This is a genomic window from Candidatus Binatia bacterium, from assembly GCA_036563615.1.
Lineage (GTDB): Bacteria > Desulfobacterota > Binatia > UBA12015 > UBA12015 > DATCMB01.
The window spans coordinates 931,235-946,604 of the sequence record DATCMB010000006.1 but is presented as its reverse complement, the minus strand read 5'-3'; the positions used below and the strand labels follow the sequence as shown (position 1 = coordinate 946,604).

The window sequence follows — 15,370 nt, the reverse complement described above, 5'->3', positions numbered from 1 at the left end:
CAAGCCGGCCCGGCGGCTACGGTCGACGCCCATGCCGGAGTACAGCGAAAGGTTCTTTCGCAGCGGGTCGCTGCGGATCCACTTCCGCGACTGGGGCGATCCCCGCCTGCCGCCGCTGGTCATCGTGCATGGGCTTCGCGATCACTCGCATTCCTTCGACGGGCTCGCGCGCGGTCTCCTCGACCGCTTCCGCGTGCTCGCGCTCGACCTCCGCGGGCACGGCGACAGCGAGACGACGCCGTACTACCATTTCGGCCACTTCCTCCTGGATCTGCACAACCTGATCCGGGCGCTGCGCCTCGAGCGTCCGGTGATCGTCGGACACTCGATGGGCGGCGAGATCGCCGCGACCTACGGCGGCTGCTTCCCGGACGTGCCGTCGGCGCTGGTGGTGATCGAGGGCCTCGGGCCGCCGCCACCGGACATGGAAGAGGAAGTCGCGTGGACGATCGACGGCTTCCGCCGCGTCGATCAGGCGCTCGCGGGCCAGCGCGGCCTCGACGACCTCGAGGCCGCCTACCGACGGCTACGCGAGCGCAACCCGCGGCTCAGCGAGGAGAAGGCGCGCGAGCTCGCGCTGCTCGGCACGCGCGCGCGCGAGGACGGGAAGCTCGAGTGGAAGTTCGACTCGATGCTGACCACCATGGCGCTCACCGGGCCGTTCAACCTCGAGTACTCGATGGCGTTCTGGCGGCGGATCACGGCGCGCACGCTGATCGTGCACGGCGCGGAGTCGGGAGAGTTCTGGCGCAGCAAGCCCGGCGCGATCTACCTCGAGCCGGACGACCTGCAGCGCCGTCTCGCGTGCTTCAGGAACGCACGCTTCGTCGAGATTCCGGGCGCGGGGCACATGGTGCACTTCGACCGCCCGGACGACCTTCTGCGCGAGATCCGCTCGTTCCTCGCGCAGGACTAGGGTCACGGGGCGCGCGCGAGCGACGCGCGCGCCCCGTCGCCACCTCCCTCAGTGCATGTTGGCCTGCACGTCGGTGTCGACGCCGGCGCCGAAGCGGTCGCCGTACATCATGCCGCACGCGCGGTACTTCTCCTCGGTACGCTCGGTGATCAGCCCGAGGCGCGCGAGGTTCGGGATCACCGTGTGCATGAACAGATCGCTGTTGAGCTTCGCCCAGTCGGGCAGGCTCAGACCCATCTGCACCACGGCCTCCGGATCGAGCCCGTACTCGGGCGCGAGCTCGTGGAGCATGTCGAGCTGCTGGTTCGCGTTCAGCGTCTCGAGGATGTTGAACGCGAAGTCCTCCATCTCGACCATCTCCTCCGGGGTCGCCTCCTTCACCGTCTTGCGCATGGTGAGGATGCCGAAGGCCGCGTGGCGCGCCTCGTCTTGCTTGACGCGGCGGATGATGTCGCTCAGCAGCGGGTTCTTCGAGGCCTTCTGCAGCGTGTCGAAGATGCCGACCGCGACGCCCTCGAAGAGCGTCTGCATGCCGAGCGTCTTGGTCTTCCAGGTGGGCGCCTCGAGCAGCTTGTCGAGCAGCACCTTGAGCGTGCCGCCGATCGGGTAGATCTTGCCGATCTTGCGCTGCAGGAGCTTCGCGATCACCTCGACGTGGCGCGCCTCGTCCGCGACCTGCGACGCGGCGTAGAACTTCGCGTCCATGGTCGGGCAGACGTTGGTGAGCTGCCCGCAGAGCTGCAGCGCCGCCTGCTCGCCGTGCAGGAGCTGCGACATGGTGTACGCGAACTCGTCGACCGCGGCGCGCTTGCAGGTCTCCTCGTCGGCGCCCATGTGGGTCAGGATCGTCGGCAGGATGAGCAGGTTCTCGCGCGGCAGGAACCACTCGTCGAGCGGCAGCGGCTGCGACCAGTCGATGTCCTCCTCCGCGTTCCACTGACCGCGCTTGCCGCGCTCGTAGAGCGCGCGAAGCTCCTCCGCCTCGCTGGCGTAGTTCCAGGTCCAGTGGAGATCGATCGGCACGTCGATGTCGAGCTGCGCGCGCAGCTGCGCGACGCGATCCTCGTCGACGTCGACGACCTCGAAGTCGCCGATCTTTCTCCTGTACTCCGCGAGAATCTTCTCCATGCTGCAATCCTCCTTGACTCCGCGGTGGCCGCTCGCGTCGCGCGTCAAGTCGACGTGCGCGCGACGAGCCCGAAGCGAATGAAGTCCCTCAGCTCTTGTTTTCGTCGCTTGACCTCGGCCGGGTCGTAGACGTCGCGACCGAGGATCTCCTTGCCGAAGTCCCCCGACGCGAACGGGAAGATGATCTGCCCGACCAGCGAGAGCAGCAGGTGCGGCACGTTGGCGGCGCGGAACTGCCCCGTGCTCATGCCCTCGCGCAGCAGCGCCGCGACGCCGCCCATGACGCTCTGGATCGCGCGGTCGGCCTCGACCTCCTCGGGCATGTCGCCGCCGAGCTCGTCGTCCTCGAACAGCGAGCGCAGCAGCACGCGCGCGTAGCTCGGGTTGTCGGCCAGCGTGTCGATCAGGTCGTCGAGCCAGCGCTCGAGCCGCTCGACCGGCGTGCCGCCCGCCGCGAGCGCGCGCATCAGACGCTCCTCGATGCGGCGCAGGATCCGCGCGCACACCGCCGCGTAGAGCTGCGGCTTGTTCTTGAAGTGGTGGAAGAGCGACGACTTGCCGAGGCCGACGACCTCCGCCACCTCGCGCAGCCCGACCCCGGCGTAGCCGCGCTTGGCGAACAGCGCCTCGGCGGCGTCGAGGATGCGCTCGCGCGAGCTGGTCTCGGGATTCACGCTCGGTATCGACATCGTTCTCACCTACCGGCGCCCGACCGATCGGTCGTTCCTACTATCCCGACCGGTCGGACGCGTGTCAAGGGGATTTCGTCCACGTTCCCGCGCTTCGTGAGCCCTGGGCTTCGTGCTACGGCGTCGGCTCGTTCGTTGTCCGACCAGCCAGCGAGGAGACGGCAGCATGAAGCTCAAAGACAACGTGGCGATCATCACCGGCGCCGGTCAGGGGATCGGCGAGGCCTACGCGCATCGCTTCGTCGAAGAGGGGGCGCGCGTGGCGGTCGCCGACATCAACCGCGACAAGGGCGAGGCCGTCGCGGCGGCGCTCCGCGCGAAGGGCGGCGACGCGATCTTCGTCCCGGTCGACGTGTCGAGCGAGGACGACACCCGGCGCATGGCGCAGACGGTCGTCGACAAGTGGGGCCGGATCGACACGCTGATCGCGAACGCGGCGATCTTCTACGACATCGACAACCAGAACCATTCCTACGCCTACCTACGGAAGATCTTCGACGTGAACTTCTTCGGCGTGTGGCTGTCGGCGCGCGCCGTGTACCCCTTCATGAAGAGGCAGCAGAAGGGCTCGATCATCACCCAGACGTCGGCCGCCGCGTACATGCACCCATACGTCGCCCACGACGACGAGCTGCCGAGCTTCCACTACAGCATCACCAAGGCGGCGATCAGCGCCCTCACCCACTTCATCGCGGGCGCCGGCGGACCGAGCAACGTCCGCTGCAACGCGATCTCGCCGGGACCGACGATGACCGAGGCGACGAAGAAGACCGTCCCGAAGGACATCATGAACTACATCATCAACATGATGATGGCGCTGAAGCGGCCGCTCGAGCCGCAGGACCTGACCGGCGCCGCCGTGTTCCTCGCCTCCGACGACAGCGCGATGATCACCGGTCAGGTGCTGTGCGTCGACGGCGGGATGATCATGCTGGGCTGACGCGCTCCAGCGCGGCGAGGCGGCGACGCCTCGCCGCCGTCTCGCGCGCAGCTCTCGTCAGTTGGCGCGCAGGCGGAAGGTCGAGTCGTTGTAGCCGAACTCGATCATCTGCTCGTAGATGCGCTTGACGGTGAGGCTGCCGATGCGGTCGCCCTCGCGGATCTGGCGCATGTTGCCGCCGTCGACGGTGACGAACGCGAAGCGACGCGACGGCTCGGACGACCACTGCAGGATGTTGATCGACACCTGCGGCGCGTCGCCGGGCGTCCGTCGCAGGACCGGGGGCTCGCCCCCGCTGCTCGGCTGGACGGCGGCGACCTCCACCGGCTGCTCCGGCTGACCCGCACCGCTGCCGACCGGCGCCGGCGCGACCGCCGGCGCCTCGGCCCCGGGCGCCTCCGCCACGGCGGGCGGCACGCCGACCGACTCCGGCTCGAGCTCGGCTGCGGCGCGCACGCCGAACGGCGCGGTCGTCTCGGCCTGCGGCGCTGCCGACTCGGCGGCGCTCGGCGCCGGCGCTTCGGGACGCGGCGGCGCGCTCGGCGCCGCGGGAACCGCCGCGACCCGGTCCTGCGGCGGCGCCGCGGCCGTGGCCTCGCCGCCCGTCGCCCCCGAGCCGTTTGCGGACGGCGGAACGATGATCGGGATCGGCGCCTTCGCCGGACGTGCGGCGGCGCGCTCCTGCGCCGCGCGACGCGCCTCGAGCATGCGCTCGCGGAGCTGCTTCAGCCGCTCGGCGCGCTCCTCGGCCGCCTTGCGCGCGAGATCCTTGCCGCCCTCGATGATCTCGAGCTGACCCATCGGGGTCGGCTGCGCCGCCACCGACGCGTCGCGCGCCGACGCCGTGCGCGACGCCCGCTCGCGGCGCTCGGCGCGCGCGGCCGCCAGACGATCCTCGCGCAGGAGACGTCCACGCGGCCGCTCGGTGCGATCGGCGCGCTCGCGGCGCGAGGTGCGCTCCGACGACGACTTCGTCGGCACCGCCGCGACGCGCGGCGCGGGCAGCCCGTCCGCCTTCACCTGCTCGGGCTGCGCTTGCTCGATCTTGGCCTGCTCCAGCCCGGGAGATTCCGCAGCGTCGCCCGCGACCGCGACGGGCGCCGGCGCGTCGGCGGGCGTCGAGCTGCCGAAGAGCGCGCCCAGGCGGTCGCCGAGCGCGAGCCCGCCCGCGAAGGCTGCGACCAGCAGCACCAGCGAGACGATCCAGAGCCGACTGCGACGCGGCCGTCGCGGCGGCGGGGGCACACCGTCCGGCAGGGGCGCCACGCGCCTCGTGCGCGGCTCGCCCGTTTCGTCCTGCGCCTTGCGCAGCGCATCGAGGATCGTGCTCAATTCTCGCCTCCCGGCAGTGCGCTGAACCTGTCCCCATCCCCCTCCACCCGCTCCGGCACGTCGCCGAGATGCGGCAAGCGGTCGCCCGCGACCGCCTGGTAGAGCGCGATCATGGTCAGCGGTCCGACCTTGCCGTCCGCGACCAGACGTCGGCTGCGCTGGAAGCGCAGCACCGCTTCCTCCGTCTCGGGCGCGAAGGTGCGGGTGCTCGCCCCGTCGTAGACCTCCGCTGCGCGCAGCAGCTCGTGCAGCCGTACGACGGCGGGGCTCGAGGTGCCGAGCGTCAGCATCGGACCGAGGCGGTCGAGGTCCTGCCAGAACAGGTGCGCCTTGCCGAACCACGCCTCGCCGAGCACCTCCGGCGACACGTCGATCGAGGTGCGGCCGACCGAGACCGTGGCGTAGTCGCCGAGATACTCCACGGTGGCGAAGCGAACGCCGGAGCCGTCGTCCGGCACCAGCTCGAGGATCGCCGGCAGGTCGAGCACGCGCAGCATCGTCAAGTTGCCCTGCAGCGGTAGATACTCGAGACCTCGCGCACGCGCGATCTGCGGCAGGTCGAGCACCGAGCTCGACGCCTCGGCCGGCGCGAGCGGCGGCACGCCCCACGCGCGCAGCAACGCCTCCGTCGCCTCGTACGCGCTGTTGCCCGGGGTGATCTGCCGGAGCGCGTTGGCGAGCGTCGCGCGCTCGACGGCGAGGTCGGGCTCGCGCCCGCCGAAGGTCGGCGTCACGCCCGGCGACGCCGAGGCCGCCGCCAGCGCGCCCGGCGCGAGCGGATCGACGGGCGCGGCGGTGGCGACGTCGACGAGGTCCTCGCCGTCGGCCATCGGCCCCGAGCCCTCGCCGATCGTCTCCGCGTCGGCGTAGGCGTAGCGCTCCGCAGAGGTGGCCGACGCCGAGGTCGCGGACTGCGAGGGTGTGGCGTTCGGCTTCCCGGCGACGGCGGCCGGCGGCGCGCTGCTCCGCTGCCAGGCGATGACGCCGCCGGTGCCGACGATCGCCAGGACCGCCGCGGCGATCGCCGCGCGGAACGCGAGCGCGCGGGCGCGTCCCGGACGCGCCGGCGCCGGCTCGCGCATCTCCTTGATCGCCTGGCGCACGGTGCGCGCCGTGACCCGCGTCCGGTCGTTGGCGTACGCGACCAGCAGCGAGCGGTGGCAGACGATGTTGATCAGCCGCGGTACGCCCCGCGAGTAGGCGTAGATCTGCGACAGCGCGCCGCGCGTGAACAGCGACCGCGGCCGCCCGCCGGCGGCGGTGGTCACGCGGTGCGCGACGTACTTCGCGGTCTCGTCGCGATCGAGACGGCCGAGGTGCCAGCGCACCGTGATGCGCTGATTCAGCTGCTCGAGCTCCGGGCGCGCGAGCAGGTCGCGCAGCTCGGGCTGCCCGACGAGGACGATCTGCAGCAGCTTCGCCGTCTCGGTCTCGAAGTTCGACAGCATGCGCAGCTCCTCGAGGGTCGCCCCGTCGAGCGCCTGCGCCTCGTCGATCACCACCACGACCCGCCGGCCGCGTCGCTTCTGGTCGAGCAGGAAGTGGTTGAGCGCGGACAGCATCTCGCGCCGCGTCCCGGTCGAGGGGATGCCGAGCTCGTGGTTGATCTCCTGCAGCAGCTCGAGCCCGGTCAGGACCGGATTCAGGATGTACGCGTACTGGGTCGTGTCGTCGGCGCGGCTCAGCAGCGAGCGCAAGAGCGTCGTCTTGCCGGCGCCGATCTCGCCCGTGATGGCGACGAAGCCCGCGCCCTCGTGGATCCCGTAGACGAGGTGACCGAGCGCCTCGCGATGCTTCGCGGAGAGGAAGAGGTAGCGCGGATCGGGAGTGAGCCGAAACGGCGGCTCGTCAATCCCAAAGAATTTCTCGTACATCGCAGCGCCACGAGCCCGGCGGAGACGGACATTGGACGCCCGTCGGGGCCGGTGTCTTCACTACGCGGGCGCGATCAGTGGCCCGCGTCCTCCGGGAACGGCTCTGCATACTCGATCAGGACTCCGTGCTGCGCCTTGGGGTGGAGGAAGCAGATCATTCCGGCCAACCCGCGCCGCGGCTGCTGGTCGATGACCGGGATTCCCTTCGCCTTGGTGGCCTCGAGCTCCGCGGCGACGTCGTCGGTCGCGAAGCAGACGTGGTGCAGCCCCTCGCCGCGGCGCGCGAGGAACTTCGCGACGCCGCCCTGCGGGTCGATCGGCTCGAGCAGCTCGATCTCGCTCTCGCCGCACTGGAGCAGCGCTGCGCGGACGCCCTGGTCTTGCACCGTCGCTTCCTTGATCAACGGGAGACCGAGCACGTCGCGGTAGAAGCGGTAGCCCTCCTCGAGCGTGCGAACGACGATGCCAACGTGATGGATGCGGCGCAGCATGCCCCTCCTTTAAGTGGTGCGATGGGCCCGCTGTCAACCGGCGCGTCGCCGTGAGCGACGCAACGATCGAGCGTTGCGGGCGATCGGACGCCGTGCGACAAGCGCGAAAGTGCCGGTCGCGCCCCGACGGCGCGGCGGCGGCGCTTCTTGACGATGCCCAGCGAATGGTGGCGGCGGCTTCCGGCCGCGCAGCGACGCGAGTACGAGCGCAGCGACGCGATCTCGTACGTGCGGCTCAAGCCGAGCCCTGCCCTCAGCGAGGCGGTGCTCGAGCTCGACCGCATGCTGCAGGCGGACGACCAGCACGCGACCGAGCGTGCCTCGCAGGTGCTGGTCAACCGGATCTGCGCCGCGCTCGGCGTGCCGACGGTGCGCGTGCGCGTCCAGGGCGTGCGGCCGCACGACCGTCGCGGCGAGCTGCACGGCCTCTACTCGCCCGACGCGGGCGGTGGCGGCTACGACCGCATCACGCTGTGGATGCGGACGGCGAAGCGCGGCGACGTCGTCCGCACGCGCACGTTCCTGCGCACGCTGCTGCACGAGGTCTGCCACCACCTCGACTTCGTGCTGTTCTCGCTGCCGAACTCCTTCCACAGCAAGGGCTTCTACCAGCGGGAGTCGAGCCTCTTCCGCGTCGTGGTGCGCGGCACGCCGTTCGCCGCGCCGAGCCGCGGCCGACGCGCCGGCGCGGTCGCGGCGGATCGCGCCGCGGACGAGTCGCCCGAGGAAGCCGCGGCCCACGAGCTGGTCGACGGCATGAGCGGCATCGATCTGCTGCGCGCCGCCGCGGCGGCGATCGCGGCGCGCCGCAAGGGCGAGGCGTAGGCGCTCGTCGGCGCCCTACTCCGCGCCCTCCTCGACCAGCGTCACCTCCTCGAGCAACCCGCGCGGCAGGTCGGCGAGGAAGCGCGACGGCCGCACGACCACCGGACCGACGGCGCGCTCGTGCAGCACGGTGGGATAGGTCAGGTAGAGGTTCTCGCGAGCCCGCGTGCACGCGACGTAGAGCAGCCGCCGCTCCTCCTCGATCTCGTCCTCGCCGACCGAGTACGCGGAGGGGAAGCGTCCCTCGGCGACCGAGATGACGAACACCGTGTGCCACTCGAGCCCCTTCGCCGAGTGCACGGTCGAGAGCGTCAGCATCTCGCCCTCCTCGACGTCGACCGCCATGACGTCGCCGACGCTGTCGCTCGGCGGCTCGAGCGCCATGTCGGCGAGCATCCGGCTCAGGCTGCGGTAGCGCTCGGCGAGCGTGACGAACTGCTCGAGGTCGCGCATCCGCTTCGGCGCGTCGTCGCGGTGCACGCGCTCGAGGACCGGGCGGTAGTGCGTCACGACCTGCTGCAGCAGGTGGACCGGCGGCGCCAGGGGATCGAGCGACGCGAGGAACGCGCCGAGCTGGCGCAGCGCCCCGAGCGCCGGTCCGCGCGCGTGCTTCGAGCCCGGGAACTCCGCGAGCGCGGCGACGCCGCGCGCGTCGCTCGCGAGCCAGTCGACGACCGCCGTCGCGAGCTTCGGTCCGACGCCCTCGAGCAGCAGCAGGATGCGGTGCCACGACACCGAGTCGCGCGGGTTCTCGATCACGCGCAGGTGCGCCAGCACGTCCTTGACGTGCGCGGTCTCGACGAAGCGGAAGCCGCCGCGCTTGACGAACGGGATCCCCGCGCGCGCGAGCTCGAGCTCGAGGTCGAACGAGTGGAACGAGGAGCGGAACAGCACCGCGATCTCATTGAGCGGGATTCCCTCCTCGTGTAGCTCGAGGATCCGCTGGCGGACGAAGGCGCTCTGCCAGCGCTCGTCGGGCGCCGGGACCAGCTGCGGGCGCGTGCCGTGGGTCTTGCGGGTGAAGAGCCGCTTCGCGTAGCGCTGCTTCGCCCCGGCGATGATCGCGTTGGTGAGATCGAGGATCGGCTGCGTCGAGCGGTAGTTCTCCTCGAGCGTGATGATGCGCGCGCCGGGAAAGCGCTGCGGGAACTCCATGATGTTGCGGAAGTCCGCGCCCCGAAAGCCGTAGATCGACTGCGCGTCGTCGCCGACCGCCATCACGTTGCCATTCGGCGCGCAGATCGCGGCGACGATGTCCGCCTGCAGCTGGTTCGTGTCCTGGTACTCGTCGACCATCACCCAGCGGAAGATCTCGCGCAGGCGCGCCGCGAACTCGGGGTGCTCGAGCAGCCGGTCGCGCAGGTGGATCAGCAGGTCGTCGTAGTCGAGCAGCGCGCGCTCGCGCTTGTAGGCCTCGTAGGCCTCGTGGCAGGCGACGATGTCGTCGCAGTCCTCGATCAGGTGCGGGTACTCGCGCTCGACGACGTCGGCGATGCGCAGCGACTTGTTGGCGGCCGTCGAGTAGATCGTCGCGAGCGTCTGCTTGCGCGGGAAGCGGCGCTCGGTGCGGTCGAGGCCGAGCCGCGTGCGCACGAGGTTGATCGTGTCCTCCGCGTCGCCGCGGTCGAGGATGGTGAAGCGGTCGGGCCAGCCGAAGCGCCGTCCGAAGCGGCGCAGGATCGTGTTCGCGAACGAGTGGAAGGTGCCGCCCGTCGCGCCCTCGAGACCGCCGGTCGCGAGCAGCGCCTCGGCGCGACGCAGCATCTCCTGCGCGGCGCGGCGCGTGAACGTCAAGAGCAAGATCGAACTCGGCGGGACGCCGCTCTCGACGAGCCGCGCGACGCGGTAGGTCAGCGTGCGCGTCTTGCCGCTTCCCGCGCCGGCGACGACGAGCACGGGACCTTCGAGCGTGGTCACCGCGGCGAGCTGCGCCTCGTTGAGCTCCGCCTCGTAGTCGATGCGGTAGCTCCGCTGCACGCTCGGCGCGCGCTTGATCGTGTACGTCGCCATGACTCGGACGCGCACCGTAGCACCGTTCCAGATGACACGCCGAAGGCTCCGTGGCATGGTCGCCGCCATGGCCAACGAAGGACGGCAGAACGTGCCCGGGACGACGCAGCAGATCACCATTCAGGCCGACCCCGGCGTCGCACCCGGCGTGTACTCCAACCTGACGATGATCTCGCACCGCCGCGAGGAGTTCGTGCTCGACTTCCTCTTCGTGCAGCCGCAGCGCGGACCGAAGGGCGAGGCGCTCGCGAGCCTGCGCGCACGCGTGATCAGCACGCCCGAGCACACCAAGCGCGTGCTGCGCGCCCTCGAGGACAACGTGCGACGCTACGAAGCGCAGTACGGGACGATCCACGAGGCGACGGATCTGCCGTCGGTCCTGCAGTGAGCACCCTGCCCCTCGCGCGCCGGCCCGACGCTCGATACCCTGTCGGCATGATTCGAATTCGCACGCTGGCGGGGACGGCGTTGATCGCGGCGCTCCTCGGGAGCGTCACGACGCCGGTCCCGGCGGTGGCCGAGGACGGCGCGTCGGGCGCCGTCCAGAGCGGCATGAGCAGCGCGGGCAGCGCGACCAAGCGCGGCCTCACGCGCGCCGGCGAGGCGGTCGGCGAGGCGCTCGACACCGTGATCACCAAGACCGGCGAGGGCGTGAGCACGGTGCTCGAGAAGACCGGCGAGGGCTTCCAGCGCGCCGGCGAGGCGATCGCCGGTCCGCGCGAGCCGGAGCATGCGGAGAAACCGGCGCACGACGAGCCGATCCGAGAGGAGAACCTCGACGAGTAGCACGGCACACGACGCCCGCAGCACGGAGACGCCGCAGCACGAGGAGATGGTGCTGCGCGGCGTTCGCTGCCCGCTCAACTGGGCGCGCGCCAAGGTGCGCCTCGAGGAGATGCCGGTCGGCGCGCGGCTCACGCTGGTGGTGGACGACGCCCGCGCGGTGCGCGACATCCCGCGCGCCGCGGAGGCGCACGGCTACGCCGTCATCGAGGTGAGCGACCTGGGCGACGGCTGGCGGATCGAGATTGAGCGCTGAGCGCTCGTCCCGCTCGGGCGGCAGCCACCGCGGTCGCGCGGCCGGCGGCCTTCCCGGCGAGGTCTTCACCACCCGCCAGATCGCGCGCTTGACGCGCCTCAGCCCGTCGCGCGTCCGCCGCTGCATCCGCGCGGGCTTCCTCTCGCCGTCGCGCGGACCGCGTCGACGCTACGAGTACTCGCTGCGCGACCTGATGACGCTGCGCGCGGCGCGCGCGATGTTCGACGCCGGCTACTCGCCGCGTCGGGTCGCGGAGGTGCTCGCGCGCCTGCGCCAGCAGGTCGAAGATCGCGAGCCCTCGAGCCTCACCTTCTCGATCGACCGCGGACGCGTCGTCGTCGCCGACGGCACGCGCCGCTGGTACGCGGACTCGGGTCAGCTCCTGCTGCGCTTCGACGGCTCGAGCCGCGACGGACGCCGCTCGCGCGTCCGCGCGCTCGACGACGCCGACTCGCCCGACGAGCGCGAGGCGCAGCGCGCATTCGACCGCGCGCTCGCGCTCGAGGACCGCTCCCCGGAGGCCGCGAAGGAAGCCTACCGACGCGTCCTCGAGTACGACGCCTTCGTCGCCCCGGCGCACATCAACCTCGGACGCCTCGAGCACGAGAGCGGCAACTTCGCGGAAGCCGAGCGCCACTACCTCGCCGCGCTCGCGCTGTCGCCGGACGAGCCGACGACGCTGTTCAACCTCGCACTGCTCGCCGAGGATCGCGGCGACCTGCGTCTCGCGGTGCGGCGCTACCAGCACGTGCTGAACGTCGCGCCCGATCTCGCCGACGCGCACCAGCGTTTGAGCAACCTCTACCTGGCGCTCGGCGACCGCGCGGCCGCGCGGCGGCACCTGCAGCAGTACCGTCGTCTGCTGCGCCGCCGCTGAGCGGCGCCTCCGAGCGTTCTCGCGCACGGCGCCGACGCCGGCGCGTGTCGAGCGCGCGTGCACGCCGTCCACGAGCTCGTCGTCCACGAGCAACGCGATCTCGCGAAATTATGTCTCGCCAGCAGCGCGACGCGCTTGCCGCCGCGCGACGCGCCCGATAGTCCGGCTCTGCCCCGACCCCCTCGCGAGGGTGCGTGACCGCTACAGCGCTTTCCGCCGTGATCGCCGGCATCGCGGCGCACGTCATCGAGGTCGAGGTCGACGTCGCGGGCGGCCTGCCGAACTTCGCGATCGTCGGGCTGCCGGGCAGCGCGGTGCGCGAGAGCAAGGACCGCGTGCGCGCGGCGCTGCGCAACTGCGGCCTGCAGGTGCCCGAGCGCAAGGTGACGATCAACCTCGCTCCGGCGCACCTTCGCAAGGAGGGCGCCGCGTTCGACCTCGCGATCGCGCTCGCGCTGCTCGCCGCTGCCGAGCAGCTGCCGCAGGAGCGCTTGACGGGCGTGGTCGCGGCGGGCGAGCTCGCGCTCGACGGACGCATCAAGCCGATCCACGGCGCGCTGCCGATCGCGCTCGCGGCGCGCCGAGCGGGGATCCGTCGCCTGCTGGTTCCGAGCGCGAACGCGAGCGAGGCGGCGCTCGGCGGCGTCGAGGAGGTGTATGGCGCGGCGACTCTGAGCGAGGCGCTCGGGCTGCTGCGCGGCGAGCTGAAGATCGAGCCGGCGCGCGTCGACGCGGCGGCGCTGCTCGCCGCGGGTGCTTCGTACGACCTCGACTTCGCCGACGTGCGCGGTCAAGCCGCGGCGAAGCGCGCGCTCGAGGTCGCCGCCGCCGGCGGCCACAACGTGCTGATGATCGGCCCGCCCGGCGCGGGCAAGACCATGCTCGCGCGCCGGCTCGCGACCATCCTGCCCGACTTGACGCTCGAGGAGGCGCTCGAGTGCACGGCGGTGCACAGCATCGCCGGGCTGCTCGGCGAGCGGCCGATGATCACCTCGCGTCCCGTGCGCGCGCCGCACCACACGGCCTCCGAGGTGGCGCTGATCGGCGGCGGTCGTCCCGTGCGTCCGGGCGAGGTCGCGCTCGCGCACCACGGCGTGCTGTTCCTCGACGAGCTGCCGGAGTTCCCGCTCGCGTGCCTCGAGGCGCTGCGCCAGCCTCTCGAGGAGCGCACGGTCGTGGTGGCGCGCGCAACCGGCTCGTACGTCTTCCCCGCCAGCACGCAGGTCGTCTGCGCGATGAACCCGTGCCCGTGCGGCTACGCCGGCGACCCGACGCACGCCTGCTCGTGTCCGCCGGGCGCCGTGCAGCGCTATCGATCGCGCATCTCCGGCCCGCTGCTCGATCGCCTCGACGTGCAGATCGAGGTGCCGGCGATCGCCTACCGCGAGCTCGCGGGCGCGCGTCCCGTCGAAGGCTCGCGCGAGGTGCGCGAGCGCGTGGTCGCCGCGCGCGAGCGGCAGCGTGCGCGCTACCGCCGCCGCGACCTCACGTGCAACGCGCAGCTCACGAGCCGCGACCTCGACCGGCACTGTCGCCTCGACACCGCGGGCGAGCGCCTTCTCGAGCGCGCGGTCGAGCGTCTGCGGCTCTCGGCGCGCGCCTACGCGCGCGTGCTGAAGGTCGCGCGCACGGTCGCCGATCTCGCCGGACGCGACGCGATCACCAGCGAGGACGTCGCCGAGGCGCTGCAGTACCGGATGCTCGACCGCTGTGCCTCTTGAGCAGCGGCCGCGACACGATATGCACGGCGATCGTGCGATGCGGGTCGACAGCCGCGCGCGAGGTGCAGCGTCGCCCGCACGGCGTCGCGGCCCGCGTCCTCGTCGTCTTCGCGCTCGCGGCGCTTTCTCTCCTCGCCGCGTGCGACCGCGGCGTGCTCGCGCCGCCGACGCTCGAGCCGCTGCTCGTTCACCCCGATGGGCGCTGGTTCCGCGATGCGAAGGAGCGCGTCGTGCTGCTGCGCGGCGTCGACTATCTCGCGCTCGTCGGCGGTCGCACGCGCGGTCCGGTGCCCGACACGGACGAGGACGACTTCCGCCGTCTCGCCGAGCTCGGCTTCAACCTGGTGCGGCTTCCGGTCCCGTGGCGCGCGGTCGCGCCGCGCCCGGGCGACTTCGATCTCGAGTACCTGCGCCAGCGCGTCGATCCGCTGCTGCGCTTCGCGAGCAACGCCGGGATGCCGGTCGTGCTGGCGATGCACGCCGGCTGGTCGGCGTGCGTCGACGGTCGCCCGCGTAGGCCGTGGACGTGCCCGGATCTCCCGTCGGAAGGGGACGCGGGCGAAGGCGTGCCGCTCGGGATGCGGATCGCGCGCGCGCAGTGCGCGTTCTTCGCGGGCGCGGAGGCGTCCGACGGGCGCCCGCTGCTCGAGCACTACGCCGACGCGTGGCGCATCGTCGCCGCGTACTACGAGCAGGACAAGCGCATCTTCGCCTTCGACCTGCTCGACGAGCCGACCGCCGCGGGCTGCTCGTCCAAAGCGAAGTTCGTCGTCACCGCGCTGGCACCTTTCTACCGCACGCTGCAGAAGAGCGTCCGCTCGACCGACGCGCCGCACGCCCTCGCCTTCCAGCCGGCCGCGACGCCGGACGAGCCGCTCGCCGCAGTAGGGCGCGGCTTCGGTCCGGGCGTCGTCTTCGCGCCGCACCTCTTCGGTCAGACGTTCGGCCCGCCAGCGGATGCGCGCGGCGGCGAGCGGCTCGCCGCCGACTACGAGCGCGCGCGACGGCTCGCGCAAGCGCTCGGCGGCCCGTTGCTCGTCGGGCTCGTCGGCAGCGACGGAGCACCCGCGGGAGCGTACCGTCCGACGACGCTGCCGTTCGTCGCCGACTCGTTCGCGCAGCTCGACCGCCAGCTCGCCAGCGGCGCGCTGTGGGCGGTCGTGCCGAAGGAAGACCCGCGCGCGAAGCTCGCGCTCGACATCCACGACGGGAGCGTCGCGCGCGTCCTCGCGCGTCCGTACGCGCGGCGCATCGCCGGGCTGCCGATCGAGATGGAGCTCGACGAGGAGAGCGGCGTGTGGCGCTTCGCCTTTCGCGACGACCCGAAACGCCGCCCTCCCGACCCGACGGAGATCTTCCTGCCGGCGCGCCTGCGCTACCCGGACGGCTTCACCGTCGAGGTCACGCCGGGCGACCGCTGGACGTTCGACGAGCGGCTGCAGCGCCTGCTGGTCTACCGCGGCCCGCGGCGCACGGTCGGCGAGGTCCACACGGTGCGCGTCGCGCCCGCCGCGCGTTGACCCTGCGC

The 15,370-nt window shown here is 72.0% G+C and carries 15 protein-coding genes; 9 read left to right on the top strand and 6 right to left on the bottom strand.

Features of this window, described 5'->3' with window-relative positions; all coding sequences use genetic code 11:
* Positions 1-31: 31 nt before the first annotated feature.
* A complete protein-coding gene (locus VIS07_07075; GenBank protein ID HEY8515257.1) occupies positions 32-916 on the top strand; it encodes an alpha/beta hydrolase in 885 nt (294 codons plus the stop codon).
* Between the two features lie 48 nt (positions 917-964).
* Here VIS07_07075 and VIS07_07070 read toward each other — a convergent pair whose 3' ends face one another.
* Together VIS07_07070 and VIS07_07065 are read right to left on the bottom strand one after the other, a co-directional pair.
* Complete coding sequence (locus tag VIS07_07070) at positions 965-2,044, bottom strand: diiron oxygenase (GenBank protein HEY8515256.1); 1,080 nt, start codon at positions 2,042-2,044, stop codon at positions 965-967.
* 44 nt (positions 2,045-2,088) lie between these two features.
* Positions 2,089-2,733 carry a TetR/AcrR family transcriptional regulator gene (locus VIS07_07065; protein ID HEY8515255.1) on the bottom strand — a complete coding sequence of 215 codons (645 nt, stop codon included), beginning with the start codon at positions 2,731-2,733 and terminating at the stop codon, positions 2,089-2,091.
* A 166-nt stretch (positions 2,734-2,899) separates the two neighbouring features.
* On the opposite strand from VIS07_07065, the gene VIS07_07060 reads away from it, so the two are divergent.
* Positions 2,900-3,673, top strand: a complete 774-nt coding sequence (locus VIS07_07060; protein HEY8515254.1) for an SDR family oxidoreductase — start codon at positions 2,900-2,902, stop codon at positions 3,671-3,673.
* Between the two features lie 57 nt (positions 3,674-3,730).
* Here the strand turns inward: VIS07_07060 and VIS07_07055 are convergent, their stop codons facing one another.
* The 3 genes from VIS07_07055 to mce all read right to left on the bottom strand — a co-directional run bounded on the left by VIS07_07055 (position 3,731) and on the right by mce (position 7,370).
* On the bottom strand, positions 3,731-5,005 hold the full coding sequence (locus VIS07_07055) for a hypothetical protein (GenBank protein HEY8515253.1): 1,275 nt from the start codon (positions 5,003-5,005) through the stop codon (positions 3,731-3,733).
* Positions 5,002-6,879, bottom strand: a complete 1,878-nt coding sequence (locus VIS07_07050) for an AAA family ATPase (GenBank protein HEY8515252.1) — start codon at positions 6,877-6,879, stop codon at positions 5,002-5,004. The genes VIS07_07055 and VIS07_07050 overlap by 4 nt, the downstream gene beginning before the upstream one ends.
* Before the next feature lie 74 nt (positions 6,880-6,953).
* Positions 6,954-7,370, bottom strand: a complete 417-nt coding sequence (mce, locus tag VIS07_07045; GenBank protein HEY8515251.1) for a methylmalonyl-CoA epimerase — start codon at positions 7,368-7,370, stop codon at positions 6,954-6,956.
* Positions 7,371-7,523: 153 nt separating this feature from the next.
* On the opposite strand from mce, the gene VIS07_07040 reads away from it, so the two are divergent.
* Positions 7,524-8,195: a hypothetical protein gene (locus tag VIS07_07040; protein ID HEY8515250.1), complete on the top strand. Its 672-nt coding sequence runs from the start codon at positions 7,524-7,526 to the stop codon at positions 8,193-8,195.
* 15 nt (positions 8,196-8,210) lie between these two features.
* Here the strand turns inward: VIS07_07040 and VIS07_07035 are convergent, their stop codons facing one another.
* Positions 8,211-10,220, bottom strand: coding sequence for an ATP-dependent helicase (locus tag VIS07_07035; GenBank protein HEY8515249.1), 2,010 nt, complete (start codon positions 10,218-10,220; stop codon positions 8,211-8,213).
* A gap of 52 nt (positions 10,221-10,272) precedes the next feature.
* Here VIS07_07035 and VIS07_07030 point away from each other — a divergent pair, with 52 nt between their 5' ends.
* The 6 genes from VIS07_07030 to VIS07_07005 all read left to right on the top strand — a co-directional run bounded on the left by VIS07_07030 (position 10,273) and on the right by VIS07_07005 (position 15,362).
* Positions 10,273-10,593 (top strand): DUF3467 domain-containing protein, encoded by a 321-nt coding sequence (locus VIS07_07030; protein HEY8515248.1) that lies wholly within the window; start codon positions 10,273-10,275, stop codon positions 10,591-10,593.
* 47 nt (positions 10,594-10,640) lie between these two features.
* On the top strand, positions 10,641-10,991 hold the full coding sequence (locus tag VIS07_07025) for a hypothetical protein (GenBank protein ID HEY8515247.1): 351 nt from the start codon (positions 10,641-10,643) through the stop codon (positions 10,989-10,991).
* 49 nt (positions 10,992-11,040) lie between these two features.
* Positions 11,041-11,244, top strand: coding sequence for a sulfurtransferase TusA family protein (locus tag VIS07_07020; protein ID HEY8515246.1), 204 nt, complete (start codon positions 11,041-11,043; stop codon positions 11,242-11,244).
* Positions 11,234-12,121, top strand: a complete 888-nt coding sequence (locus VIS07_07015) for a tetratricopeptide repeat protein (GenBank protein HEY8515245.1) — start codon at positions 11,234-11,236, stop codon at positions 12,119-12,121. Before VIS07_07020 ends, VIS07_07015 begins: the two co-directional genes overlap by 11 nt.
* 218 nt (positions 12,122-12,339) lie before the next feature.
* A complete protein-coding gene (locus VIS07_07010; GenBank protein ID HEY8515244.1) occupies positions 12,340-13,842 on the top strand; it encodes a YifB family Mg chelatase-like AAA ATPase in 1,503 nt (500 codons plus the stop codon).
* 62 nt (positions 13,843-13,904) lie between these two features.
* Positions 13,905-15,362, top strand: coding sequence for a cellulase family glycosylhydrolase (locus VIS07_07005; protein HEY8515243.1), 1,458 nt, complete (start codon positions 13,905-13,907; stop codon positions 15,360-15,362).
* The last annotated feature ends 8 nt before the right edge of the window (positions 15,363-15,370 follow it).